This is a genomic window from Alcaligenes faecalis, assembly GCF_005311025.1.
Taxonomy (GTDB): domain Bacteria; phylum Pseudomonadota; class Gammaproteobacteria; order Burkholderiales; family Burkholderiaceae_B; genus Alcaligenes; species Alcaligenes phenolicus.
The window spans coordinates 535,105-561,573 of the sequence record NZ_CP031747.1 but is presented as its reverse complement, the minus strand read 5'-3'; the positions used below and the strand labels follow the sequence as shown (position 1 = coordinate 561,573).

The 26,469-nt window shown below is 56.3% G+C and carries 24 protein-coding genes; 5 read left to right on the top strand and 19 right to left on the bottom strand.

Going from position 1 to position 26,469, the window contains the following annotated elements; translation table 11 throughout:
• Positions 1–46 precede the first annotated feature (46 nt).
• Positions 47–880: a posphoenolpyruvate synthetase regulatory kinase/phosphorylase PpsR gene (gene ppsR / locus D0C27_RS02610; RefSeq protein WP_035271714.1), complete on the top strand. Its 834-nt coding sequence runs from the start codon at positions 47–49 to the stop codon at positions 878–880.
• 188 nt (positions 881–1,068) lie between these two features.
• Here the strand turns inward: ppsR and D0C27_RS02605 are convergent, their stop codons facing one another.
• From D0C27_RS02605 to rpsB, 17 genes are all read right to left on the bottom strand, one after another.
• Complete coding sequence (locus D0C27_RS02605; protein WP_137430330.1) at positions 1,069–2,517, bottom strand: amidase; 1,449 nt, start codon at positions 2,515–2,517, stop codon at positions 1,069–1,071.
• Positions 2,518–2,775: 258 nt separating this feature from the next.
• Positions 2,776–3,558 (bottom strand): TrmH family RNA methyltransferase, encoded by a 783-nt coding sequence (locus D0C27_RS02600; protein WP_137430329.1) that lies wholly within the window; start codon positions 3,556–3,558, stop codon positions 2,776–2,778.
• Between the two features lie 10 nt (positions 3,559–3,568).
• On the bottom strand, positions 3,569–4,174 hold the full coding sequence (rnhB, locus tag D0C27_RS02595) for a ribonuclease HII (RefSeq protein ID WP_137430328.1): 606 nt from the start codon (positions 4,172–4,174) through the stop codon (positions 3,569–3,571).
• Positions 4,171–5,352 carry a lipid-A-disaccharide synthase gene (lpxB, locus tag D0C27_RS02590; RefSeq protein ID WP_226349383.1) on the bottom strand — a complete coding sequence of 394 codons (1,182 nt, stop codon included), beginning with the start codon at positions 5,350–5,352 and terminating at the stop codon, positions 4,171–4,173. Before lpxB ends, rnhB begins: the two co-directional genes overlap by 4 nt.
• 77 nt (positions 5,353–5,429) lie before the next feature.
• Positions 5,430–6,218 (bottom strand): acyl-ACP--UDP-N-acetylglucosamine O-acyltransferase, encoded by a 789-nt coding sequence (gene lpxA, locus D0C27_RS02585; RefSeq protein ID WP_021446558.1) that lies wholly within the window; start codon positions 6,216–6,218, stop codon positions 5,430–5,432.
• Between the two features lie 3 nt (positions 6,219–6,221).
• Positions 6,222–6,677, bottom strand: coding sequence for a 3-hydroxyacyl-ACP dehydratase FabZ (gene fabZ / locus D0C27_RS02580; RefSeq protein ID WP_003799758.1), 456 nt, complete (start codon positions 6,675–6,677; stop codon positions 6,222–6,224).
• A gap of 12 nt (positions 6,678–6,689) precedes the next feature.
• Positions 6,690–7,823, bottom strand: a complete 1,134-nt coding sequence (gene lpxD / locus D0C27_RS02575; protein WP_137430326.1) for a UDP-3-O-(3-hydroxymyristoyl)glucosamine N-acyltransferase — start codon at positions 7,821–7,823, stop codon at positions 6,690–6,692.
• A gap of 6 nt (positions 7,824–7,829) precedes the next feature.
• Positions 7,830–8,384 carry an OmpH family outer membrane protein gene (locus D0C27_RS02570; RefSeq protein ID WP_003799754.1) on the bottom strand — a complete coding sequence of 185 codons (555 nt, stop codon included), beginning with the start codon at positions 8,382–8,384 and terminating at the stop codon, positions 7,830–7,832.
• A 61-nt stretch (positions 8,385–8,445) separates the two neighbouring features.
• On the bottom strand, positions 8,446–10,788 hold the full coding sequence (gene bamA / locus D0C27_RS02565; RefSeq protein ID WP_137430325.1) for an outer membrane protein assembly factor BamA: 2,343 nt from the start codon (positions 10,786–10,788) through the stop codon (positions 8,446–8,448).
• Between the two features lie 52 nt (positions 10,789–10,840).
• Positions 10,841–12,163 carry an RIP metalloprotease RseP gene (gene rseP / locus D0C27_RS02560; RefSeq protein WP_137430324.1) on the bottom strand — a complete coding sequence of 441 codons (1,323 nt, stop codon included), beginning with the start codon at positions 12,161–12,163 and terminating at the stop codon, positions 10,841–10,843.
• Between the two features lie 11 nt (positions 12,164–12,174).
• Positions 12,175–13,377, bottom strand: coding sequence for a 1-deoxy-D-xylulose-5-phosphate reductoisomerase (locus D0C27_RS02555; protein ID WP_137430323.1), 1,203 nt, complete (start codon positions 13,375–13,377; stop codon positions 12,175–12,177).
• 40 nt (positions 13,378–13,417) lie between these two features.
• The gene (locus D0C27_RS02550; protein ID WP_035271728.1) at positions 13,418–14,272 is read right to left on the bottom strand and encodes a phosphatidate cytidylyltransferase; all 855 of its coding nucleotides are present in this window, start codon (positions 14,270–14,272) and stop codon (positions 13,418–13,420) included.
• Between the two features lie 13 nt (positions 14,273–14,285).
• Positions 14,286–15,050 carry a polyprenyl diphosphate synthase gene (uppS, locus tag D0C27_RS02545; RefSeq protein WP_035271876.1) on the bottom strand — a complete coding sequence of 255 codons (765 nt, stop codon included), beginning with the start codon at positions 15,048–15,050 and terminating at the stop codon, positions 14,286–14,288.
• 25 nt (positions 15,051–15,075) lie between these two features.
• Positions 15,076–15,636, bottom strand: coding sequence for a ribosome recycling factor (frr, locus tag D0C27_RS02540; RefSeq protein ID WP_009457015.1), 561 nt, complete (start codon positions 15,634–15,636; stop codon positions 15,076–15,078).
• A gap of 19 nt (positions 15,637–15,655) precedes the next feature.
• A complete protein-coding gene (pyrH, locus tag D0C27_RS02535; RefSeq protein ID WP_003799741.1) occupies positions 15,656–16,372 on the bottom strand; it encodes a UMP kinase in 717 nt (238 codons plus the stop codon).
• A gap of 93 nt (positions 16,373–16,465) precedes the next feature.
• Entirely contained in the window at positions 16,466–17,344 is an 879-nt protein-coding gene (gene tsf, locus D0C27_RS02530; RefSeq protein WP_009457016.1) for a translation elongation factor Ts, read from the bottom strand.
• 111 nt (positions 17,345–17,455) lie between these two features.
• A complete protein-coding gene (gene rpsB / locus D0C27_RS02525; protein WP_115633733.1) occupies positions 17,456–18,205 on the bottom strand; it encodes a 30S ribosomal protein S2 in 750 nt (249 codons plus the stop codon).
• A 609-nt stretch (positions 18,206–18,814) separates the two neighbouring features.
• Between rpsB and map the strand changes: the two genes are divergently transcribed.
• The 4 genes from map to D0C27_RS02505 are packed head-to-tail and all read left to right on the top strand — an operon-like array spanning position 18,815 to position 23,419.
• Positions 18,815–19,618, top strand: coding sequence for a type I methionyl aminopeptidase (gene map, locus D0C27_RS02520; RefSeq protein WP_009457018.1), 804 nt, complete (start codon positions 18,815–18,817; stop codon positions 19,616–19,618).
• Positions 19,619–19,621: 3 nt separating this feature from the next.
• Positions 19,622–22,201: a [protein-PII] uridylyltransferase gene (locus D0C27_RS02515; RefSeq protein ID WP_060185113.1), complete on the top strand. Its 2,580-nt coding sequence runs from the start codon at positions 19,622–19,624 to the stop codon at positions 22,199–22,201.
• Positions 22,201–22,914: a MarC family protein gene (locus D0C27_RS02510; RefSeq protein ID WP_035271732.1), complete on the top strand. Its 714-nt coding sequence runs from the start codon at positions 22,201–22,203 to the stop codon at positions 22,912–22,914. The genes D0C27_RS02515 and D0C27_RS02510 overlap by 1 nt, the downstream gene beginning before the upstream one ends.
• Before the next feature lie 4 nt (positions 22,915–22,918).
• On the top strand, positions 22,919–23,419 hold the full coding sequence (locus D0C27_RS02505; RefSeq protein WP_021446550.1) for a disulfide bond formation protein B: 501 nt from the start codon (positions 22,919–22,921) through the stop codon (positions 23,417–23,419).
• A gap of 66 nt (positions 23,420–23,485) precedes the next feature.
• Here D0C27_RS02505 and D0C27_RS02500 read toward each other — a convergent pair whose 3' ends face one another.
• Positions 23,486–24,703: a serine hydrolase domain-containing protein gene (locus D0C27_RS02500; RefSeq protein WP_060185114.1), complete on the bottom strand. Its 1,218-nt coding sequence runs from the start codon at positions 24,701–24,703 to the stop codon at positions 23,486–23,488.
• Positions 24,704–24,964: 261 nt separating this feature from the next.
• Positions 24,965–26,449, bottom strand: a complete 1,485-nt coding sequence (purF, locus tag D0C27_RS02495) for an amidophosphoribosyltransferase (protein ID WP_009457026.1) — start codon at positions 26,447–26,449, stop codon at positions 24,965–24,967.
• Positions 26,450–26,469 lie beyond the last annotated feature (20 nt).

The window sequence follows — 26,469 nt, the reverse complement described above, 5'->3', positions numbered from 1 at the left end:
TCTTGCAAATTGTACCGTTTCCCGAGCATTGTGCACGACTTATTCCATGTCTTCTTCTCCTATTGAGCGTACCGTCTTTGTCGTTTCCGACAGCACGGGCATTACCGCCGAAACTTTCAGCAACTCCGTCCTGTCGCAATTCGCTCAATTCGAATTTCAGGCCATCCGGATCCCCTTCATCGATACCATCGAGAAAGCCCAGTCTGTCGCTGATCGCATCAACCAATGCGCGCAGGAACAGGGCCAGCAGCCTCTGGTCTTCAGCACCCTGGTTGACCCCAAGATGGCGCACATCATTGGCGCAGCCAATTGCACCTTCCTGGACTTGTTTGGTGCCTTTGTACGACACATTGAACGCGCCCTGGGGGTGAAATCCAGCCGTTCCGTGGGCCGTTCGCACTCCGGTGGCATGTCCAAGCGCTACAACAGCCGCATCGAGGCCATCAACTTCAGTCTGGCGCACGACGATGGTCAGTACGTGAATGGTCTGGAACAAGCCGACGTGATTCTGGTGGGTGTGTCCCGCTGCGGAAAAACGCCTACCAGCTTGTACTTGGCAATGCAGTATGCCGTCAAGGCCGCCAACTACCCCATCATTCCCGAAGACTTCCAGCGCGGTACCCTGCCCGCCACGCTGGCTCCTTACCGGAAAAAGATTTTTGGCCTGTCCATTCATCCAGACCGTCTGTCCGAAGTGCGTAATGAACGCCGTCCGGGTAGCAAATACGCCACCATCGAACAGTGCCGCATGGAAGTGGCCGAAGCCGAGCGTCTGATGCGTATGGAAGGGATTCCTTGGCTGTCCACCACCACCAAATCCATCGAGGAAATCTCCACCAAGATTCTGGATGATGTCGGTTTGGACCGCCGCTCCTACTAAGGATTGAACCCCTACCCCTTCGGGCGTATTCGGACAGCCTCAACATCAAGGCCTGAACCCGGTGTGATACCTGGCGCAGGCCTTTTTGTTTGCTGCGGGTACGGTATCAGGTCTGCTACGCATCCGCTTGCGCCTCTACGGGTGTCGGTTTGCCTATACCGGCTTGCATCCACTATTGTTGCCCCCTCTTAGTCCAGCTTGCCCACCCAAACCTGCGGGTGCTGATCGGCCCAAGGCAAGGCTTGCTCCAATTGCCCAGCCAGCCCGAACAATAGGCATTCCTGGCCATAGCCGGCTGTAAACATCATCCCTATGGGTAAAGAGGTGGCCACATCCTGCCCAGCAGGCACGGACATGGAGGGCGAACCGCTGATATTGGCCAAAGCAGCAAAAGGCGCTTGCCGGAAGACGTGGGCAATCCAGCCCAGGCCATCCACCTGATCCTGTACCTTGTTGTACTCGCCCACCTTCATGGGCAGCGTAGGCACGGTGGGTGTCATCAGCACATCGTACTTCTGGAAATACACCCCTAAATTCCGTGAGACTGTATTGCGCACGGCAATCGCCCCCAGAATATCAATCCCGCTAATCTTCTTGCCGTAGACGTAGGCCGCCAGCGTGGCCTGTTCCAGATACTCCTCGTTCACCGGGCGTCCTGTCGCCGCTGCAATGCTGTCTATCCATGCAGCCGTATTCACGTTCCAGAACTGAGCATTGGCGTGCACAAAAGCCTCCCAACTGACGCCGGAATCAAACACCAGGGGCTCCACCTGATGGCCCAAGGACTCCAACACCGAGGCCATATCAATCGCCTTGGCCGCTATGGCAGAGTGGGTTTTATCGCCGCTGGGCGGGTCCATCATCAAGCCGATACGCAAGGAACCCGGATTCTTCTTGACGGCCGATAAAAAGCTCTGCGGGGGCGCCGCGGTGTAATAGGGCTCGCCGATACCGGGACGACTAATCGCATCCAGCAAGGCCGCACTGTCTCGCACACTGCGGCTGACACCCAGGTGGGCCAGCAAACCACTCCACACTTCATCTTGCTGAGGACCGCTGGAGACGCGCCCCCGAGTGGGCTTCAAACCAAACAGGCCGTTCACTGCTGCAGGAACACGAATAGAACCGCCGCCGTCGGTTGCATGCGCCACCGGCACCATCCCTGCCGCCACTGCAGCGGCCGACCCGCCTGTAGAGCCGCCAGCATTAAAAGCCGGGTTCCAAGGGTTCAGCGTAGGGCCTACGCAGCGCGCCTCCGTCGTGGTACTGATAGCGAACTCCGAGGTGGTCGTGCGCCCCAGCGTAACCAGTCCCGCCTCCTTGTAGAGGCTCATCAAGGTGCTGTCTGCATCCATCACCATATCTTGCGCCAGCTTGCTGCCCAACTCGTAGCGCTTGCCCTTCATGGTGATCGCCAAATCTTTAATCAAAAACGGGACGCCGTAGAGTACGGAGTCCCGGTCGGCATGGGGATCAACTTCCCCGTCCCAGCTCTCTACAACCGCATTAATTTTACTGTTCAGGGTGTCGACAGCTTTTTTGCCAACTTGGCTTAATTCTTGAACACTGATTTGTTTCTTGGCGACCAGCTCAGCCAGAGCCAGGGCATCATAGGTCGCGTATTCGCTAAGTTTCATTGTTGACCTCATCTGAAAAAGATTAGGAATCCAGCCGGATACAACGATGCAGCGATAAAGGGAGGGAAAGACGACTCTGCACGAGCCGCTAACAGACAAGCGCCTACTGCGCCAGGCACTCCGTGTTAGCGTACCGATAAGCAGGCGCCTTACTAGATGATTTACTTGATTTTACAAATAGAGACAAGTGCTAGATCAAGACAAAATTAGCGCATACAGGCTAACTCTGCGTGATGCTGTGCAATAAAGCCACTGGAACTAGCGGCTATGCTGACGACGTTGCTCGTACAGGCAAAGTGCGGTGGCAATGGCCACGTTCAAGGACTCAACACCGGGCGCCTGGGGAATGAACAAGCGTTGATTCGCCTTGGCCAGCAAGGCCGGGCAGACACCTTGGCCCTCATTACCAAAAACCCAAATCCCTTGGTCTGGCAGGCTGGACTCGTACAGATCCTGGGTATTCGGGCCCAGAGAGGTCACCAGCACCGGCAAGGCCGCTTGTTCAAGCAGTGCTACGCCATCGACCTGCTCATGGATTTGAATGGAGAAATGAGCGCCCTGCGCACTACGCAGCACTTTCTGCGACCACACGCTGGCGCAGCCCGGTGTCAGATACACCGCTTCCAGGCCCACCGCCACGGCGGTGCGCAGCACCGTGCCTACATTGCCCGGATCTTGAACCTGATCCAGCAAGATGGCGCGTTTCGTGGGAGCCGTCCAGGTCTGTCCACGAGGCACGCGGACAATAAAGCCTATGCCCTGCCCCTGGCCGACCTGGGAGACTGCATTCATCAAAGTGGCATTGAAGGTGACGCTGCTATGGCCTGGCAAGAAACGCGCCAGCTCCAGCAACTCGTCGGAGTGGCGGTCCATCTCGAAAACAGCCAGTTCCGGCAAACCACGGCGTTCCAGCCACATTTGGCACAGATGAATGCCTTCCAACCAAATCAGTTGATCGCCCCCGTCCAGCTCGCGTTTATCGTGAGCCAAGCGCTGTACTCGTTTGAACAGCGCATTATCTTTGGATTCAATCAGCCTCATTGTCTTGAACTTACCTAACTAAAGATGCGCGTACCGGCGCGAAACTTCGACGATGCTCGGGACAAGGCCCGTGCTGGGACAAACGATCCAAATGCAAGGCCGTCCCGTAGCCTTTATGCTGGTCGAAACCGTATTCGGGATAGTCTCGGTGCAATTCCAGGCAGACCGCATCCCGCGCTGTTTTGGCCAAAATCGATGCGGCCGCAATGGCGGCATGGCTGGCGTCACCCTTGATGATGGCTTCTGCGGGGCAACACAGGCCGCCTGGAATGCGATTGCCATCCACCAAGGCTTGTTCGGGTTTGACGCTCAGGCCATTACAGGCTCGTTGCATCGCCAACATGGCCGCGTGCAAGATATTGATGTCATCAATTTCTGCCACGCTCGCACTGGCAATTTCCCAGGCTAAGGCTCTTTCCTTGATCAACACAGCCAGGGCTTCACGTCGCTTGGCGGTCAGCTTCTTGGAGTCGTTCAGGCCTTCAATGGGATTGTTCGGGTCCAGAATAACGGCAGCGGCAAAAACGGGACCGGCCAAGGGACCACGCCCTGCTTCATCCAGCCCCGCCACCAAACCTGCCGAGACCTCACTGACTAATAAATCCAGCTGCTTCATGCACGCGCCATATTCAAAATGACCTCGGCCGCCAAGGCGGGGGTATCCCGACGCAAGGTTAAATGCATCTCGGTAAAGACCTGCTCGATATGAGCCACATACTCCTGATCGCTCAAGGCTTTCCAGCACTCCTGCGCCAGCTTCTGAGGTTCGGCATCTTCTTGCAGCAGCTCGGGCACGACAAAATCGCGAGCCAGCACATTAGGCAAGCCCACCCAAGGCACATACGGCCTGTCCTGGCCGGACTTCCAACGTATGATGCGCTCCATCATGGGGCTGAGCACATACGAAATAACCATAGGACGCTTGTACAAGGCCGTTTCCAGGCTGGCGGTACCGCTGGCCACCAGCACCGCGTCACTGGCCTCCATCACCGTCCAGGCGGGTGGACGGACCACTCCTTCCGAATCCGGCTGACGAATACCCGATGTATTGGCATCAATAATGTGCAAGTTACGGATAGGATGCTGAACCAGAGCCTCTTCAAATTCCTGACGGCGCTTGGGATTGACCATGGGCACCAGAATCATCAGATCCGGGTCCTGGTCCTGCAAAATCTGTACGGCCTGCAAGAAGCGCGGCGACAGCATCTTGACCTCGGAGGAGCGGCTGCCAGGCAACACGCCCAGAATACGACCCGTCTCGGGCAAACCCAGGCGACGACGAGCGTCGGCCTTGTCCGGCTGCAAAGGGATATTCGCTGCCAAGGGATGGCCCACATAGGTCACCGGAATGCCTTCCTTTTCATAGATCTCCGTCTCGAAAGGAAACAGCACCAGCATATGGGAAACCGCTTCGCGGATTTTGTGGATACGCTCGTAACGCCAGGCCCAGATCGAGGGCCCCACAAAGTGCACCGTAGGCACACCAGCCTGACGCAAACGATGCTCCAGGCGCAGATTGAAGTCCGGGGCGTCAATGCCCACAAACACATCGGGACGTTGCCGCAACCATTGATTGCGCATACCCAAATAGGTGGAGACCAGACCCGGAATACGTTTGAGCGCCTCGACGTAACCAAATACCGTCAGGGCGTCCATGGGATAGTATTGGTGGAATTGCTGGGCGGCCATCTCGGGGCCACCTATGCCCTCTACCTGCACGCCAGGATTGCCCTGGCGCAGCCCTTGAATGATGCGAGCCGCCAGCAAATCGCCAGACGGCTCCCCGGCCACCATTCCTATACGCAGATCCCGCTTGGCCCCTGTTTGCCCCGACCCGTCTGAACGTGCCGCTAATGGGCTGGAGGCGCTGCTCATGGTCGGCAAATACCCCGGCTGGAGTCATTCAAGAAGTCGATCATGACCTGAACCGCGGCACGGCAGTCAGGCTGCGTTTCCTGCAAGGCTTGCATTTGCTCTACCGCCTGCTCCACCGTCAGCTTGCGACGATACAGCAGCTTGTAACTTTCCTTCACCGCCGAAATCGCTTCAGCCGAAAAGTTGCGACGGCCCAAGCCTTCACTATTGACACCGACAGGACGGAAAGGATCGCCTGCACCGATGACATAAGGAGGAATATCCTGACGCACCGAACTGGTACCACCAATCATGCTGTGCGCACCGATACGACCGAACTGGTGCACGGCAGTCAAACCGCCCAGAATGGCCCAATCGCCAATATGTACGTGGCCGCCCAACTGGACGCTATTGGCAATAATGGTGTGATTGCCAATCTGGCAATCGTGAGCAATGTGGGTGTAAGCCATGATCCAGTTGTCATTGCCAACACGGGTCACGCCCACATCCTGCACCGTGCCGGTGTTGATGGTGACGTATTCACGAACCATATTGCCATCGCCGATTTCCAGGCGAGTCGGTTCTCCAGCGTACTTCTTGTCCTGCGGCATGCCCCCGATGGAGCAGAAACGGTAGAAATGGTTGTTGCGACCAATCGTGGTCACGCCATCTATCACGCAGTGAGGGCCCACTTTGGTGCCCGCCCCTATCGTGACATTGGGCCCGATAATGCTGTAAGGCCCGACCTCGACATCATCTGCAAGCTGAGCGCCTGCTTCGATGATGGCCGTTTCATGAATACGCATAAACTATTCTTCCAATTGACGGATAGCACACATAATTTTGGCTTCGGCAACCACTTGGCCATCGACCAGGGCGCGGCCTGTGTACTTGCACAAAGCGCGGCTGATGCGGTCAGCCGTCACTTCCAGACGCAACTGATCGCCTGGCATCACGGGCTTGCGGAAACGCGCGCCATCCACACCGACCAGGTAATAGGCCAGTTTGTTGTCCACTTTGGCGTACGGATCCTCGGGATCGGTAAAAGAGAACAGTGCGGCTGCCTGAGCCATGGCTTCAATGATCAAGACCCCAGGCATCACCGGCATATGCGGAAAGTGACCTGTAAAAAAGGGTTCATTCATCGACACGTTTTTAATGGCGACGATGCTCTTGCCGGGCACCAGTTCCAAGACGCGATCGACCAGCAGCATCGGGTAACGATGAGGGAGGCGATCCATAATTTGTCGAATGTCGAGTTCCATGTCCTGTCCTGCTTATTTTTGTTTATTGATATGTTCAGATGATTCATTTGCCCCATCCGCCTGCTGACGTTCCAAAGAACGCAGGCGACGGCGCAAACCGCTCAATTGTCCCAATACGGCAGCATTTTTCTGCCAGTCCTGGTGTCCTGCAAAGGGATAAACCCCGGTATAACGTCCGGGCTGGCTGATGTTGGAGGTAACAGCCGTACCGCCAGAGACGTGTACGTCGTCCCCCAGAACCAGGTGTCCCGAGAGCATCGCTGCCCCAGCAATCGTACAACGTGCCCCAATCTGGGTAGAGCCGGCCACCCCCACACACGCCGCCATGGCGGTATGTTCACCGACCCGCACGTTATGACCGATCATGATCTGGTTATCCAGCTTGACGCCGTTGGCCAGCACCGTGTCGTCCAATGCGCCACGGTCCACCGTCGTATTGGCACCGATTTCAACATCGTCACCAATACGTACATGACCGATCTGCGCGATCTTGGCCCACGCCCCCTTCCCTTTCACGGGATCCGGTGCGAAGCCAAAACCATCCGCGCCCAGCACCACACCCGAATGCAGAATGGCGCGTGCACCAATATGCACCTGATGGTAAAGAGTGACACGTGCGTGCAGCAAGCAGTCCTGACCCAAGGTGGAGCCTGCGCCAATTACGCAATGCGCGCCCAAACGGGTGCCCCGTCCGATCTTGACACCGGCCTCGATCACACAGAATGGCCCGACCGACACACCTTCGCCCAACTCAGCGCTGGCATCAATCACCGCACTGGGATGAATACCCTGGGGCAAATCCGCCATGCGTACCTGATCAAAACGTTGCGCCAGCAGCGCGTACATCAGATAAGGTTGCGAGCACAAAACCGGGATAAAAGACGGTGCAAAGCCCAGACCTTCATAGACTTGTGGTGTCAGAATCACCACCGCAGCAGAGGTCTGCTCCAGCAGATCCTGCATCTTGGGATTGGACAGAAAGCTGATTTCCTCCGGGCCCGCAGAAAGCAAAGAGCCTAGGCCCCGAATCCGGGGCATAGGCTCTTTAATGCCTTCTGGCAGCTTGCAATCCAGTCCGGTCTTGTTGATGGCGTCTATGAGTTCAGACAGCTGTACAGCCTGATCAACGTTCAGCAATACCGGCATAGTGCATCAACCGCCCAGTGCTTTCAGAACTTCCTCGGTGATGTCCACACGTGGGCTAACCGTAACGGCGTCCTGAATGATCAGGTCGTAGCCTTGGGAGTCAGCAATACGCTTGATGGCGGCATCAGCCTGCTCAACAATGGCCGAGAACTCTTCGTTGCGGCGACGGTTGAAGTCTTCCTGGAATTCGCGACGCTTGCGCTGCAAATCGGAATCCAGATCAGCCAGCTGACGCTGACGCTTCACACGGTCGGACTCGGACAGCACAGGAGCGTCCTTGTCGAACTTCTGAGCTTGCGAACGCAGGTTGTTGGCCATGCGCTCCAGTTCTTCGTCGCGACGCTTGAATTCTGCTTCGATTTTGGTCTGGGCAGCTTTGGCGGGCTTGGAATCACGCAAGATACGCTCTGTGCTGACAAAACCGATTTTGGTCTGTGCCTGAACAACAGGTGCAGCGGTCATGGCGCCGACACCCAGCGCGGCAGCCAGAACGAGCGCTTTATTGCCACGCGACAAGCTGCGGGCGATGTTTGTAAGTTTTAATGCGATGTTTGACTTCATGAAAAATCTACCTTGCTAATTAGGCTGCAGAATAGTGCAATTGTGCCACTAAACACGAACATCAGAAAGCGGTACCAATCTGGAACTGGAAGGCTTGTTTGTCGTCACCTTCCTTGGCGCGCAAGGCGCGACCGTAGGACAACTGCAGAGGACCGAGTGGGGATTCCCACGACAAGCCCAGACCAGCAGCGTACTTCCAACCGCATGGGTCTTCCGACGGACGATCAGGGCGACCCATTGCACAACCACCGCTAGTGTTGTCGACCTTACCGGCATCGGCAAAGACGAACCAACGTAACGTGCGGTCACGTGACGCGCCCGGGAAAGGCAGGTACAACTGGGCGTTGGCGATCATTCGACGCGAACCACCCAGGTAGTCACCCGTCAAGGTATCGCGACCACCCAAGGATGCGCCTTCATAGCCACGTACCGAACCGATACCACCGGCGTATACGTTCTTGATGACCGGGAAGGTCTTGCCACCAATGCTGCGACCATAGTCAATGGCACCATTCAAAGCCAGCGTGTAAGCACGGCCCAAGGGAATGTAATGCTGGTGGCTGGCGCGCAGCATGTAGTAGCGCAGGTCCATCGTACCCATATCCGCCGACAGGCTGGTCAAGCTGCCCTTGTTGGGAGCAATTGCGCTGTCACGGGTATCCTTAGACCAACCCAGGTTGAAAATAAAGGTGTTTGTGTTTTCACCGTACTCATTCACGTAATCCTGGTAGGCACGCGGCGTGTACTGGGGGCTGAGGCGAGAGAGCTTGTTGTGCTCGAAGTTCAGGCCCATGAACACACGGTCGTACTCGGAGATTGGCACACCGAAGTTCAAGCCGGCACCGATGGCGGTGTTCTGGTAATCACCCCAACCATCATTGGACTGGTAAGGCGTGGTACGACGGTAGTAAATCGAGGTGGTTTTGCTGATGCCGTCGCCAGTCCAGAAAGGATTGGTGTGGCTGATCACCGCCGCACGGTTCACCTTACTGGTATTGACCTGCAAGGACAGACTATTACCACTACCGAAGATGTTGTCCTGGCTGATACCTGCCGACAACATCAACTTGTCAGTGGAGCCGTAACCAATACCCAGGTTAACCAAGCCGGTGGGCTTTTCTTTCACGTCCACGTTTACGTCGACCTGGTCAGGCGAACCGGGCACAGGTTTGGTGTTCACGTCCACTTCATTGAAGTAGCCCAGACGGTCAATACGGTCGCGCGAGAACTTGATGGCGTCCGAGTCATACCAGGCCGCTTCTTGCTGACGCATTTCACGGCGTACCACTTCATCACGAGTACGGACGTTTCCGCCTACCTCGATACGACGCACATACACGCGACGACCGGGATCGACGTAGAAGGTCAAGTCAGCTGTGTGATTTTCGCGATCCAGAACCGGATTCGGATTGGCATTGGCAAACGCATAACCCAGGCCGCCCAAGTACTCGGTAATCGATTTCACAGTGGCGCTGGTTTTGTCCGAGGAGAAGACCTCGCCTTCTTTCTGCTGGACCAGAGGCTGGATCTTGTCCTCCAGACCCAGCAGATCACCCGCCAGCTTGACACTGCTCAGCTTGTAAGGCTGGCCTTCGTGGATGGTCAAGGTGATGAAAATATCTTTGCGGTCCGGGGAAATCGAAACCTGAGGTGCCTCGGCGGAGTACTCCAGAAAGCCGCGGTTCAGGTAGTAGGAGCGGATGCGCTCCATATCGCCTTCCAGCTTCTCGCGGGAGTATTTATCGGTACCGGTGTACCAGGTCATCATGCCCGAGGTCGTCAGTTCCATCTGATCGAGCAAGTCACCTTGCGAGACGGCTTCCGTACCGACGATGCGGATTTCCTTGATCTTGGCCAGACCGCCTTCAAAAATGTCAAAGCTGACACCGACGCGGTTACGTGGCAAAGGCGTGATGATAGGTGTGATTTCCACACCGTACTTGCCCTTGGACAAGTATTGTTGTTTCAGCTCGAATTCGGCCCGTTCCAGCATGGAACGGTCAAAAACCCGGCCTTCTCCAAAGCCTACCTGAGCCAGGGAGTTGGTAATATTCTTCGCATCGAACTCGCGCATGCCATTAAAGGACACCGACGCGATGGTTGGACGCTCTTTGACATTGACGATCAGCACATTGGTGCTGGTGTCAATTTGCACGTCGCTGAAAAAGCCCGTGGCGTACAAACGCTGAATCGCGTCTGCGGCCTGCTCTTCCGAGAAGGACTCACCGACCTTGACAGGCAGGGACGAGAACACGGCGCCGGGGTCGACCCGCTGGATGCCGTTGACTTGAATATCGCGCACGACAAACGGTGCAAATGCATTCGCCAAGGCGGGAGCAAGCAGACTTGCCACCAATACGGGCAGAACACGCAACGCAAAAGTAGGTTTCCGGCTAAACGACATCCTGGACAATCCTTGGTCGGTCAAATGGTTGGAAATTGTATGCCACCCGCCCTCAACTGAAAAGGCGGGTGATGTCATTAAAAAAAGCAATACTCATCAGCAGGGCCAACAAGGCCAGGCCCAGGCGCTGACCGACAAGCATCATACGCTCCGAAGCGGGCTTGCCGCGCACAGCTTCGATGGCATAGTACAGTAGATGCCCCCCGTCCAACATAGGTACGGGTAACAAATTCAGTAAACCGATGCTAATACTGATCAGGGCCAGGAAATTCAGGTAGGCGATCAAGCCAATACGTGCTGTCTGGCCCGCATAATCCGCAATAGTAACCGGCCCGCTGACATTACGTACAGAGACTTCCCCCGTAATCATGCGCCCGATCATCTTCAAAGAGAACCAGAAGGTCTGCCCAGTACGGGTAAATCCGCGTTCCACGCTCTCGATCGGCCCATAACGCACCAGTGTCATGGGCATATCCATAGCCACTTTTGCACCGATACGCCCCTGCGCATTGGCATCACCTTCAGGAGTGAGGAGCAGGCGTTGAATTTCGCCGCCCCGCAGCACGTCAAGCTCCAGTGTCTTGCCTGCGGATTGTTGCACCTTTTGAACGAAAGCCGTGATCCCGGGCTCGATCAAATCATCCAACCGGACAATAAGGTCATCCTCCCGCAGGCCTGCCTGTTCGGCTGCCGTATCTTTAAACACCTCTTGGACGATGGATCGCGCCGGACGCAGTACCAATCCTGCCTGGGCCATCAAGTCCTGCCCGTCTGGCAAAATCTCGCCCGCCGGTAATCTCAAGTAACGATTTTGTTCCTGTCCAAGCGTGTCCTTGACACCCACTTCCAGCTCGCCGCCCGAGGACAAGGCGTCCATAAAGGCCCAACGCGCCTGCAACCAGGAGTCCACCGGCTTGCCATCGACAGAGATCAGGCGATCTCCAGCCTCGAAACCAGCTTGTGCGGCGGGTGTCCCTTCTGGAACGGGGCCAATTTGCGCAATAGGTTCTTGAGTACCCAGCAAACCCACAAAGGCATAGATCACCACGGCCAGAATCAGGTTGGCCATCGGGCCGGCCAGCACAATCGCGGCGCGTTGTCGCAGGGGTTTGTGGTTGAAAGATTCGTCGATCTGGGCCTGCGTGGCATGAGCAGGCGGATCATTTTGCATGGCGACGTAGCCGCCCAAGGGCAAGGCCGAGACGGCCCATTCGGTACCATTCTTGTCAAAACGGCGGTACAGCACCTTGCCAAAACCAATCGAAAACCGCTCTACCCGCACCCCGCAACGACGGGCCACCCAGTAGTGGCCCAGCTCGTGAAAGGTCACCAGCACGCCCAACGCTACCAAGAAAGCCAGCACGGTAAAGAGCATGTTAATTCCTGTTAAATACGCGCAGAGCTTCGGCAGTAATCCAGCGCCAGCGAACGGGTTTCGCTATCGAGCTCCAAAACCCCGTCCAGAGCATCCAAGGCCTGGCTGGCACGGCCATTGAGCTTGTCCAGACAATGCTCGATCACAGCCGGAATCTGAGTATAGCCAATCTGCCGTTCCAGGAAGCGGTCTACGGCGATTTCATTGGCGGCGTTCAAGGTCACGCAGGCGGCCTGACTGCTGCGCAAGGCATCATAGGCCAGCCGCAGACAGGGGAAACGCAGAAAATCGGGCTGCTCAAAATCCAGACGTCCCATTGTGGCCAGATCCAGCAAGCCTACGCCGCTATACAAACGCTCCGGAAAGCCCAGACCGTAGGCAATCGCCGTACGCATGTCAGGCTGACCCAATTGCGCCATGACGGAACCGTCTATGTACTCGACCATGGAGTGAATCACGCTTTGCGGATGCACCACCACATCAATCTGGTCAACAGGCACTGAAAACAGCCAATGCGCCTCGATGACTTCCAGACCTTTATTCAGCATGGTGGCCGAGTCCACCGAAATTTTGCGGCCCATGCTCCAGTTAGGATGCGCGCAGGCCTGCTCGGGTGTCACTCCATCCAGCTCGGACAGGCTGCGCGAGCGGAAAGGTCCGCCAGAAGCGGTTACCAAAAGACGGCGCAGAGCCGCAACTGGCTGACCAGGTTCTGGAGGTAGCTCACCCGCCAGACATTGGTAGATGGCGCTGTGTTCAGAGTCGATAGGCATCAACTGCGCCCCACCCTCTTGCACGGCTTGCATGAAGATACGACCCGCGGCAACCAGGGCTTCTTTATTGGCCAGCAGCACACGCTTGCCAGCACGCGCGGCGGCCAGGGCCGAGGGCAAACCTGCGGCGCCGATAATCGCGGCCATGACGGTAGTGACTTGCGGATCGGCAGCCGTGTCGGCCAGCGCCTGAGCACCTACCCGAATCTCCGGCAAGGCACCGCCCTGCCACGCGGCCAGAAAGCGGCTACGCGCGGCTTCATCCGGCACGAGGACAACACGGGCTGCGCTGTCACGAGCTTGCTCGGCCAACAGCTCCATACGAGTGTGGCCGCTCACGGCATAAACCGCCATCCGATCGGGATGACGAGCAATCACATCCAGTGTGCTGATACCAATAGAGCCAGTGGCTCCTAACACACAAACATGCTGGAAACTCATGAGTTCTTCCTTGACGCAAACACTTTGAATCCACGCAGGACTAAAAGAGCCACGCCCCACTTAGCAGCAAGGCCACGGGAGCAACCGGCAGCAAGGCGTCGATACGGTCGTACACCCCACCATGACCGGGCAATAATTGACTGGAATCTTTAACAGCGGCACGACGCTTGAGCAGGGACTCGAACAAGTCACCCACGATAGACAGAGCCGCCAGAGCAACACCCAAAGCAGCCGTGGCCACCCAGCCCCAGCGCTGCAGCACGTCGGCGCCGAAACTGCCGGCCCAATTTGCGCTGATCAACATCCATGCAGCAGCGGCAACCATACCACCGAGCGCTCCAGCCCAGGTCTTGCCCGGACTGACACGCGGGGCCAGTTTGGCTTTACCGAAGGCACGTCCAGCGAAGTAAGCAGCGATGTCTGCCACCCAGATCAGGACCAGCAAGGAGAGCACGTAAACAATGCCCTGTGTATGCAGAAACAGATACAGGCTGGCCCAGGCGACCAAAGGAGCGAGCACACCCATCACGCTAAGCAAGACGCCTTGTGCACGCTGTGTGGCCTGACCTTGCAGTACCAGCCCGGTAGCGCCTACGACCCACAAGGCCGCCATCAGGGGCACCAGACCACGGTAGACCAAATCAGCCGCCTGCCCTTGCGGGCCGGTGTGATACCAGTGCACGCTTAGCCACAGCATCAAGGCACCGTTGAGCAAGGCCAGGGGCCAGGCCCAACGCTGCTGCTCCTGGGACAGGCTCAGGCGCTCCCATTCCCAGCAAGCCAGCGTACTCATCAGGACAAAAATAGCCAGCAATGGCCAGCGCACGGGGGCAAGCATGGCCGCGCCCAGAATGACCAGCAGGATCAGGGCGGTGATGACTCGTTGTTTCAACATAGATAAGGCTCCGTCAAGGCGCGGGGCTACCCTGCACCTGGGCACTGGTGCGCCCAAAGCGCCGCTCGCGCCCACGATACCACTCGAAGGCCTGCTCCAGCTGCGCCCGGTCAAAATCCGGCCAGTACGCGTCTGTAAAGTACAGTTCGGTATAGGCCATCTGCCAGATCAGAAAATTGGAAATGCGGCGCTCTCCGCCCGTGCGGATGAACAGATCCGGTTCGGGGGCGTAAGACATCGCCAAATAGGGACTGAACATGGCCTCATCCAGTTGTTCGGGATGATCGACCAAATGGGGATTGGCAGCCAAGGCCTTTCGGGTTGCCTGCAAAATATCCCAACGACCACCGTAATTGGCGGCAATCGTCAAATGCAAGGTGTCGTTATCACGCGTTTGTTCTTCTGCGTCGGCAATCAGCCCGCGCAATTCTTCGCTAAATGCGGATAGCTCACCAATAATATGAAGTCGGACGCCGTTTTTTTTCAGTGTTGCCACTTCTTTTTGCAGCATCTTGACGAACAGGCCCATCAACAGAGACACCTCTTCAGGAGGGCGCCGCCAGTTCTCGGAGCTGAACGCAAACAGGGTCAAATAACGCACGCCGAGCTCACCACAAGCCTCGACAATACGCCGGACGGTTTGCACACCACGCAAGTGCCCTGCCGTGCGTGGCAAAAGACGACGGGTTGCCCATCGTCCATTGCCGTCCATGACAATCGCCAGGTGGCCAGGAACCTGACCGTGTTCCGGAATAGTTTGGGTAGAACTGAAAGAAATCACCTAGCCACCTGTGCAAAAGCCGTTAGACCGTCATGATCTCGGCTTCTTTCTGGGCGATCAGCTTGTCGACTTCAGCCACATACTTGTCGGTCAGCTTCTGGATTTCGTCCTGGGCGCGACGCTCGTCGTCCTCGGAGATTTCCTTGTCCTTGACCTGCTTTTTGAGCGTGTCATTGGCGTCACGACGCAGGTTGCGAATGGCGACCTTGGCATCTTCACCTTCGCCACGCACCACTTTGGCCAGATCGCGACGGCGCTCTTCGGTCAGCGCAGGCATGGGCACACGAATGCTCTCGCCCATCGAGATGGGGTTCAGACCCAGCTCGTTATCACGAATGGCTTTTTCAATCGGGCCAGCCATATGCTTTTCCCACACTTGCACGTTCAGCGTGCGAGCATCCACCACCGTGATGTTGCCCACCTGGCTGACCGGCACCATGGAGCCGTAGTACTCAACCTGAATGTGATCGAGCAAGCCTGCAGTAGCACGGCCAGTGCGAATTTTGGCCAGGCCTGTCTTGAGAGACTCGAGGGACTTACCCATCCGGCTGTCGGTCGATGCTTTAATCTCGGAAAGACTCATGGACTAAATTCCTATAACTTTAAACGTGAACCAGGGTGCCTTCATCTTCACCAGAGACCGCGCGCGTCAAGGCGCCGGGCTTGTTGATGGAGAACACTTTGATCGGCAGTTTCTGATCGCGACACAAGGCAAAGGCGGTCGCGTCCATCACTTCCAGACGGCGTACGATAGCCTCATCAAAGCTGATACGCGAGTAACGTGTCGCACCTGGATCTTTATTGGGATCGGCACTGTAGATGCCGTCGACTTTGGTCGCTTTCAGTACGATTTCCGCACCCACTTCGGCGCCGCGCAAGGCTGCTGCCGTATCGGTAGTAAAGAACGGGTTGCCCGTACCGGCTGCAAAAATAACAACTTTGTTTTCTTCCAGGTAACGCAGTGCCTTGGGACGAATGTAAGGCTCTACGACCTGCTCAATATTCAGGGCAGATTGCACACGGGCATCCAGGCCACGGTGCTTCAAGGCATCTTGCAAGGCCAGCGCATTCATGACGGTAGCCATCATGCCCATGTAGTCGGCTGTCGCACGATCCATGCCCTGGGCACCTGGAGCGATGCCGCGAAAGATATTGCCCCCGCCAATCACGATAGCCAGCTGTACCCCCAACTGGGCAACCTGGGCGATCTCCTCCGTCATGCGAATGATTGTGCTGCGATTAATACCGAACGAGTCCTCGCCCATCAGCGCTTCGCCGGAGAGCTTCAACAGAACACGTTTGTAATGAGGGGTAGTCATGGGTGGGATTCCAAGTGACGAAGACAGAAGAGAGTGTAAAGCAGCAGGGCAGGCACCGCCACTACGGTGCCTGCCCTGAAAAAACAAGCTAGATTAGGCTTGGCCGGCAGCAGCAGCTACCTCAGCGGCGAAATCTTCAACACGCTTCTCAATGCCTTCACCCACAACGTACAGGGTAAAGCCAGCGATCGATGCTTTTTTCTCGTCCAGCATTTGCTGCACGCTTTGCTTGTCGTTCTTGACGAAAGGCTGGCTCAGCAGAGTCACTTCTTTCAGGAACTTGGCAACAGCGCCGTCAACCATTTTGGTGACGATGTCAGCAGGTTTACCGGATTCAGCGGCTTTCTGAGCAGCCACGGAGCGCTCGGCTTCGATCTCGGCAGCGTCAACACCCGAAGCGTCCATTGCTTTAGGACGCGTTGCGGCGATGTGCATGGCCAGATCTTTACCCACTTCTTCGTCGCCACCGGCGAAATCAACCAATACGCCGATCTTGCCACCGTGAACGTAGCTGGCCAGTTGGCCGGCTGTTTCGTAGCGCTGGAAGCGACGGATCGAGATATTTTCACCAATTTTGCCAACCAGAGCAGCGCGCACGGTCTCGACATTGCTGTCGGCCAGTGGCAATTCAGCCAAAGCGGCCAGATCTGCCGGGTTGTTCTTGGCGACCAGTTGGGCGACGTCGTTGATAAAGCCGATGAAGTCATCGTTCTTGGCAACAAAGTCGGTTTCGCAGTTAACTTCAACTACGGAGCCGGTCTTGGCATCGTCAGCGATGTAAACAGAAACCAGGCCTTCAGCGGTAACGCGGGTAGCTGCTTTGCTAGCCTTGCTGCCCAGCTTCACGCGCAAGATTTCTTCAGCACGTGCCATATCGCCGTCGGCTTCGGTCAGTGCTTTTTTGCATTCCATCATGGGCGCGTCGGTTTTCTCGCGCAATTCTTTAACCATCGATGCGGTGATTTGAGCCACGGTTTTCTCCAATTCTGTAGAACATGCCCCGGCAAGCCGGGGCGATACGAAAGGTCACTGTAGCTGTCTGCCATGACAACTGATGGTGTCTGGCAGACAGCGGTGAGCCTGTTACTCCTGGGCGTCAGCCTGAACTTCGACGAACTCTTCGTCAGCGGCGATTTCTTCAACCAGACCGTTCAGGTTCTGTTCGCGGCCAGCCAGCACGGCGTCAGCCATGCCACGGGCGTACAGAGCGATAGCCTTGGCCGAGTCATCGTTACCAGGGATCACGTAATCCAGACCTTCTGGCGAGTGGTTGGTATCAACCACGGCCACCACGGGGATACCCAGAGTGCGGGCTTCAGCCACGGCAATCTTGTGGTAGCCAACGTCGATCACGAACAGGGCGTCAGGCAGGTTGTTCATGTCCTTGATACCGCCGATGGCCTTGTTCAGCTTTTCCAGTTCGCGTTCGAACATCAAGGCTTCTTTCTTGCTCATGGTTTCCAGACGGCCTTCAGCCATCTGAGCTTCCATTTCCTTCAGACGCTTGATGGAAGTCTTGACCGTTTTGAAGTTGGTCATCATGCCACCCAACCAGCGGCTGTCGACGTAAGGCATGCCGCAACGTTCGGCCTCAGCAGCCACCAGTTCGCGAGCAGCGCGCTTGGTGCCTACAAACAGCACGTTGCCACCACGGGCAGCCAGTTGACGCACGAATTTGGTTGCTTCTTCGTACTGAACAACCGTTTTTTCCAGGTTGATGATGTGGATGTTGTTACGCTGGCCGAAGATGAACGGAGCCATCTTGGGGTTCCAGTAACGGGTTTGGTGGCCAAAGTGCACACCAGCTTCCAGCATTTCACGCATTAAAGACATAAAGTTCTCCAAGGGTTTGGTCTTGTAACTGCCCGGTATCCGGTAAGGGCCGCAGCCTGTGCTGCATTCCAGACACCCCGAGACGGACAGTCACGCGATTTACAACTTAAAACATAAAAACGTTGCCCAACATGAGCGAACGCCTGCACTGCAACGGACTCACGCCTGCAGGCAGACAAGATATCTGCCATCCGGGCCCGAGCCTGAAACTTTTCTGGCTACCGCCTGCATACAGGGTAATGTTCGCAGGTGTATCCTAGAGGATTGCTTGGTCAGCATCACTTGAACAAGAACCGGGCTGCTGCCCTGTTGCTTTCGCAACGCTTGTCATCGTGCTGACCCTGTATGTGTTGTGAATTCTGCTTGTTTTGGCTGGCTGGCCATGGCCCGAGGCTGCTTCCAATCTTGGGACACGATTTCCTGATACCTGGCTTGGCTCGTCCAGCCTGAAAATTCAGGCGGCCCAAGAAAAGCCGGTCAAACCAGGAAAGCCCAGATTTGGCGCGGTGTTTCGCGACACGTGATCGCCCCAAACGGGACGGCACGTAACTGCAAAATTCACAAAAGCCTATAATTCTACTATTTTTCAATAGACCTGTTCAAGTTGCTATGAGTATTCTCGTCACAGACCCCACTGATCTCGAAAAAATGCGCGCTGCTTGCCAGACCGCGGCATCCATCCTTGATTACCTGACTCCCTTTGTCAAAGCAGGTGTCACGACCGGCGAACTGGATCGCCTGTGCATGGAGCGCATCAATGAACTGGGGGTCAAATCTGCCACCGTAGGCTACGCGCCTCCTGGCTACCCACCCTTTCCAGGCTCTATTTGTACCTCCGTCAACCACGTTATCTGTCACGGCATCCCCGGCGACAAAGTGTTGAAAAATGGCGACATTCTGAATATGGACGTCACCATTATTCAAGACGGCTGGTTTGGCGACACCAGCCGTATGTACTACGTGGGCGAGCCCAGCATCCTGGCCCGCCGCCTGACTGAAACCACCTACGAATGCATGTGGCTGGGTATTGATCAAGTCAAACCCGGCGCCACCCTGGGTGATGTCGGCCACGCCATTCAGCAACACGCTGAAAAACAAGGTTTTTCCGTTGTGCGCGAATACTGCGGCCATGGCGTGGGCCAGAAGTTTCACCAGGATCCGCAAGTGCTGCACTACGGCAAACCCGGCACCGGCGTAAAACTGGAACCCGGCATGATTTTCACCATCGAGCCCATGATCAACGCCGGTCGTCGCGAACTGCGCACGCTGGCTGACCAATGGACCGTGGTGACCCGCGACCACAGCCTGTCGGCCCAATGGGAGCACGCGGTGCTGGTAACCGATACCGGCTACGAAGTGCTGACCGTCTCGCCCGGCATGCCTGCCCCTCCAGCCATCATCAACAAGGCCTGAACCATGTCTTTCCTGGCCCAGCTTCGCGACAGAATTGCTTGCCGCCGGGCTAGGGCCTACGAGCGCTTCAGGCAAGACCTGCATTGCGATCGCCTGCTCAAAAGCCTGTGCCAGATTTGCGACCAAGGTCTGCGTGAACTTCTGGTCCGTTACCCCCTGCCCCGCCAAGCCAGCCTGGCGGCCTTGGGGGGGTATGGTCGCGGGGAGCTGTATCCGCATTCGGATGTGGACTTGCTGATCCTGTTGCAGCGCGAGCCCAATGCAGAGGATATAGACCGGATTCAGGCACTGGTCGCCGCCTTGTGGGATATAGGTCTGGCTCCCAGCCATAATGTGGCCACGCCCGCCCAATGCCTGGAACAAGCCAGCCAGGACATCACCACCGAAACCGCCTTGCTGGAAAGCCGCTGGCTGGCGGGTTCCCGATTGCTGCTACGCCATGCCCAACAGCAACTGCAAAGCCAGTTGGACCCGCAGGCTTTCTTCCTGGCCAAACAGGCCGAACAGCAGCAGCGTCATGCGCATCTGCAAGACACCCCCTACTCCCTGGAACCCAATTGCAAAGAGTCTCCTGGCGCCTTGCGCGACCTGCAGGTGCTGCTCTGGATGGCACGGGCAGCCGGTTTGGGACGCAGCTGGGTGGATGTCGCGCAATCCGAACTACTGACGCAATCCGAGCTGAAAGCTCTGCAACGCGTGGAAGAAGCTTTCAAGCGTCTGCGTATTGAGCTTCATCTACTGACCGGCCGCGCCGAAGACAGACTGCTGTTTGACCTGCAACCACGTCTGGCTGACATTTACGGTTTTCAACCCACGGCCACCCGACGCGCCAGCGAACTGCTGATGCAGCGTTACTACTGGGCCGCCAAGATTGTCAGCCAGCTCAATCTGATCCTGATGCGCAGCATCGAGGAACACCTGTTCCCGCAAACCGATCAGGAACCGTTGATTCTGGACAGCCACTTCCAGATTCATCATGGACAGCTGGAACTACGCCAACCTGATGGCTTCGAGCAAGACCCCTCTTTGATTTTTGTGGCCATGCTGCATCTGCAGCAACAGCCCAATCTGCGTGGCCTGAAAGCCGATACCTTGCGAGCCCTCTGGCATGCCCGCCGCCTGATCGATGCCAAGTTCCGAGCCGAGCCCCGGAATCGACGTCTGTTTCTGGAAATCCTGCAGCAGAACAAAGGCATCGTGCATACCTTGCGGCTGATGAATCTGCTGAATCTGCTGCCGCGCTATCTGCCAGTCTTTCGACGCGTCGTCGGACAAATGCAGCACGACCTGTTCCACGCTTACACCGTGGACGAGCACACGCTAAAGGTCATACGCAACCTACGCCGCTTCACCATGGCCGAGCACAGCGAAGAGCTGTCCATGGCCAATCAGCTGATGAGCGGTTTTGATCGCCACTGGCTGCTGTATATCGCCGCCCTCTTTCACGACATTGCCAAAGGACGTGGCGGCAATCACTCCGAGCTGGGTGCGCAGGACGCCTTGGCATTCTGTCAGGATCACGGCTTGATGCCGGTGGACGCAGAGCTGGTGGTGTTTTTGGTGCGCGAGCACCTGACCATGTCGCAAGTGGCTCAGAAACGCGATTTGAGCGACCCGAATGTCATTTTCCAGTTCCTGCAAACCGTAGGTACGGAACGCCGCCTGACTGCCCTGTACCTGCTGACTGTCGCCGACATTCGGGCCACCAGCCCAACGGTATGGAACTCCTGGAAAGGCAAGCTGCTGGAAGACCTGTACAAGCTGTCACTGGCAGCTTTAGGACGGCAGGCCAAGGATGGCGTGTCCGTACTGGATCAACGCAAGCGTGACGCCGCTGGCGAAATTCGTCTGGCTGGTCTACTGGATGAAGCCCGCGAGGACTTCTGGCAATGGCTGGACAAGCCCTATTTCCTGCGCCACGACGCCAGTGAAATCGCCTGGCATACCATCCAGCTCTACCACCAGTCCCACAGCCTGACACCCATCGTACGCATACGCCCTGCCGGCCAAACCGACGCCCTGCAGGTGCTGGTCTACACCCAGGACGCCAGCGGCCTGTTCTTACGTATCTGCCGCTACTTTGACAGCCAGGCCGTCAGCATTCAGGACGCTCGCATTTACACGACTCGCCACGGCTGGGCGCTGGACAGTTTCATCGTCATGCTGCCCGCCTATGACCACGCCCTACGGCGCGACCCTTTGCTGATCGAAACCGAGTTATGCCAGGCACTCCAGCAAGACCTGCCCCCTAGCGAGCCCCCGCACGACCACTACCGCGACATCCGCTCCCGCCGGGCTCGAGTCTTTCCCATTCAGCCCACCGTGGATCTGCGTCAGGAAGAGCAAGGGCAGGACTGGATTTTGACACTAAGTGCTACAGACCGGCGCGGTTTGTTGTACAGTCTCGCCCAAGTATTCGAGCACCACGACGTGCGACTGCGCTCGGCCAAAGTCATGACCCTGGGCGATCGCGTGGAAGACGTCTTCATCCTGAGCGGTGCCGCACTGGAACAGAACCGTAATCAATTGCGCCTGGAGCGCGATGTACGTTTAGCCCTCTCTCAACAAGTCACCCCGTCTTAATGGAACTCTCCTCCGTATTTGCTGATGTCAGCCGCAGCTTCCTGTTTGCGTTGGCAACACTCTTGCCCATGCTGAACCCGCCTGCGGCCGCTCCCATCTTTCTGACCCTCACCGAAGGCGCCAGCGTGCCTGATCGCGCTCGCCTGGCCAAGAAAGTTGCCATCAATATTTTCATCATGCTGGCCATTGCCATGGTCGCGGGCAATATCGTGCTGAATTTCTTTGGCATTTCCCTGCCCATCATCCGAATTGGCGGAGGCCTGCTGGTGATTGCCACAGCCTGGCGCCTGATCAACGCCTCGGACTTTGATGCGGCGCACGCCCAGAACATGGCCGAGTCCTACTCCTGGGAACAGATTCGCTCCAAAGCCTTCTACCCCCTGACCTTCCCCATGCTCTGCGGCCCCGGCTCCTTGTCTGCAGCACTGACGGTAGGGGCGACCTTGCATGACAACTCGGTCACCGGCACCATGAGCAAGCTGGCTGGCGCGCTGCCAGCTATTGCTGCGGCCAGTTTTATCGTGTTTCTGGCCTTACGTTTTGCATCGCAATTCCTGTACAAACTGGGTAAAAATGGCACGGCTGTCGTGATGCGCCTGTCCGCTTTTATTCTCTTATGCCTGGGCGTGCAGATTACCTGGGCCGGTTTCCATGAACTTTTCCTGGGTTTGCTGCACGAAGCATCTACCTTTCATTCTTTAAGTTCCTCTTGATACCATGGCCGCATCCTCCCGCCAGTCCGCTGCACCCTACTATCTGATCGCCCTGCTCGCCTTTTCCGGCGTAGGCATTGCACTGCTTTCCCAGCATGTATTCAGCATCCCGCCTTGCGCCTGGTGCGTCCTGCAACGCCTGATTTTCATTGTGTTGGGCGTGTTCAGCCTGGTTGCTGGTGTGTTGCGCCAACTGGGGCATCAGCGCAGCTCTACCGTCGCCAGCTTGCTGGGTCTGGCTACCTCTGTAGGTGGCATTCTGGCTGCCTGGTACCAGGTATCGGTCGCGCAGCACCTGTTCAGCTGCGACCAGACCTTCGCCGATCGCTTCATTACCCAGTCCGGCCTGGAAAGCGGCTTGCCTTGGCTATTTGGTATTTATGCCTCCTGCATGGATGCACGCCAACCTTTGCTGGGGATTGAATACGCTTACTGGAGCTTGGCGCTATTTGTGATCCTGGGCCTGGGTTTGTTGCTGACGCTGTTCAAGCGACGAGGGGCCTAAACGCCTGGGCAGCCACTACAGCCATAAAGCCCTGCCTTCCAGCAGGGCTTTTTTGTTCCACCCTGCTCAATCAGGCATCAAACCCAAATCGGTATAAACAGCGTCACGAACCTGATCCGGAAATGCACCAAACAGGCCCTCTGGAGCGGTATTGGTCATGCTGACAATGATGAGGTCCTGCTGTCGATCAAACATCCACTTCTGCCCGAATGCACCGACCCACTGCAAGCTCCCAGCAGACATCGGCATGGTCCGCTCAGGCAGCTGTCGTGAAATGGCGGCCCCGTAGGTATAGCCCCAATTTGGCCACATGCATTTGGCAGAATATGGCACATGATCGGTAAACAGCGCTTCGCAATACGGCTTGGAAAGCAAACTCCCATTTCGCAAAGCCAGAAGTATGCGCATCAAATCTGCCCCGGACCCAAGCATGGATGCCCCCGCATAGATCGGCCTGGAGCGCTGTGACAGGCTCTGCTCATCAAACCGCAGCACGCCGATACCTAGATCCAACGCACCATCCACCCGCGTCAAGCAAGCCTCATGATTTCGATATGGCACGGCCATCTGAAAATCATCGCGCTTGTAAAAGGAACAATGTCTCAAGCCCAAGGGACGACTAATGCTGTCCTCCAGTAACTCCGACAAGCCCCGTCCCGAAGCAATTTGCAAAGCCTGCCCCACTACATCCACTCCCAAGGAGTAACGCCAGCCTGTACCCGGTGCAAAACGTAGTGGTACGGAACAAATACGTCGAAAATTCTCTTGCCAGCTCAGTTCTGGATCATCCAGTCCATCACTGACCTGAGCCTGAGCGTAGGCACTCTCCTCACCATCAATAAAACGATAACTAAGCCCCGATGTGTGAGTCAGCAATTGATGAATGGAAATAGGCGGGCAAATAGAATTAAAACTGGGGCCGAAATGGGGAAGATAGCGCGTGATTCTATCTTTCAAAGAAAGCAGTCCCCGCTCAATCAAACGCAAGGCCAGCCAGGAACTGATTGTCTTGCTCAAGGACCCCAAACTGAAGACCGTATCTTCATGCATGGCTTGGGCCCGCTCCTTATTCGCCCAGCCACCACTAAAACGAAATATCAGTTCACCTTGGTAAGCGACCAGCACCACGGCACCCATCACCCGGTTTTGCTCCAGGGCCTGCTCCAGCAAATGATGCAAGGCAGGAAAGTCGATACCAGATTGAATACTGACAGGAATCTGCTCTGTGGGATCAGGATCAGTTAATACCTGATCAGACTCCATATCTTTGCTTGGGTTTTTCATCTTTGATTCCAGATAGAATGCGCACTAAGGCGCATGATTTATCAAAAGAAACAAAGAAAAATATAAGCTGATTATTAAATAATATGAAATTAATCCGTAGATTATAAAATCATCAAAAATTAAAAAATAATAGGTTTAATTTATATAAGAGACTAATAATTAAAGCCTGAAAATAAAATATCCAAAACCACCCAACAATCATAAATTCAAAAAAACCCGCTATAAAAGCGGGTTTTTCCAATCGAGCACAAGATCAAGCTATCAGTCCGTTACGTCAGGCACTTCACGACCATTTTTGCGGCCTTCTGCCAACAGATTCAGATAAGCCTCGTCCACATCACCTGTCACGTACTCGCCGCTAAAGCAGGAGGACTCAAAGCCGGCAAAGCGTGGGTTCAAGTCACGCAGGGATTGTTCCAGATCGTGCAGGTCTTGATAAACCAGACCGTCCACACCAATTTCCTTGGCTACCTGATCTACATCACGACCTGTTGCGATCAGCTCGGAAACCGTAGGCATGTCGATGCCGTACACGTTCGGAAAGCGGACCGGTGGTGCTGCCGAAGCAAAGAACACCTTGTTCGCACCCGCGGCACGGGCCATATCCACAATCTGGCGGCTCGTTGTACCACGCACGATAGAGTCATCCACCAGCAGCACGTTCTTGCCACGGAACTCCATGGGAATAGCACTCAGTTTCTGACGCACCGACTTCTTGCGCACTTCCTGACCGGGCATGATAAAGGTGCGGCCCACGTAGCGGTTCTTGATGAAACCTTCGCGGTAGTTCAGGTTCAAATGTGCTGCCAACTGCATGGCCGATGGACGGGCCGAGTCGGGGATAGGCATGACCACATCGATATCGGCCAGACGCAGGTTCTTGGCGACGTTCTCGGCCAAGTACTCACCCATTAGCAAACGGGCGTCGTAAACCGACACACCATCAACGGTGGAATCGGGGCGGGCGAAGTACACGTACTCAAAGACACAGGGATTCAGGCGCGGGTTCTCGGCGCACTGGCGGCTGCTGAGATTACCGTCCAGATCCACAATGATGGCCTCGCCGGGCTCAACGTCGCGGACCAGCTCGAAGCCGCAACCGGTCAAGGCAACGGACTCGGAAGCAATCATCCATTCTTCACCCTTGGGCGTCACATTACGACCCAGGCACAAAGGACGAATCCCGTTCGGATCACGGAAAGCTACCAGACCGAAATTGGCGATTTGCGAGACTACCGCATAAGCCCCACGCGCACGGCGGTGCACAGCAGCGACGGCTTCAAACACTTCGTCCTGAGTCAACTCAGGACCCGTGGCAGCGCGTTGCAGCTCGTGGGCATACACATTCAGCAGAACCTCGGAATCCGAGTTGGTGTTGATGTGGCGACGATCAATGGTGAACAGTTCTTCACGCAGCTCACGCCAATTGGTCAGATTGCCGTTGTGCACAAAGCTCAGACCAAAGGGGGCGTTGACGTAAAACGGCTGCGCCTCCTCCACGCTCTGGCTGGAGCCTGCCGTGGGGTAACGCACGTGGCCAATACCGCTATTGCCCGGCAAGGAGCGCATGTTGCGGGTACGGAATACGTCCCGCACCAGGCCAAATGCCTTGTGCATGCTGAAGAACTGGTCGTGCCAGGTCGCCAGCCCCGCAGCATCCTGCCCGCGGTGCTGCAGCAAGAGCAAACTGTCATAGATCAACTGATTTACAGGGCTGCGCGCAACAACCCCTACAACTCCACACATGATTGGTTCCCGTTAGTGTG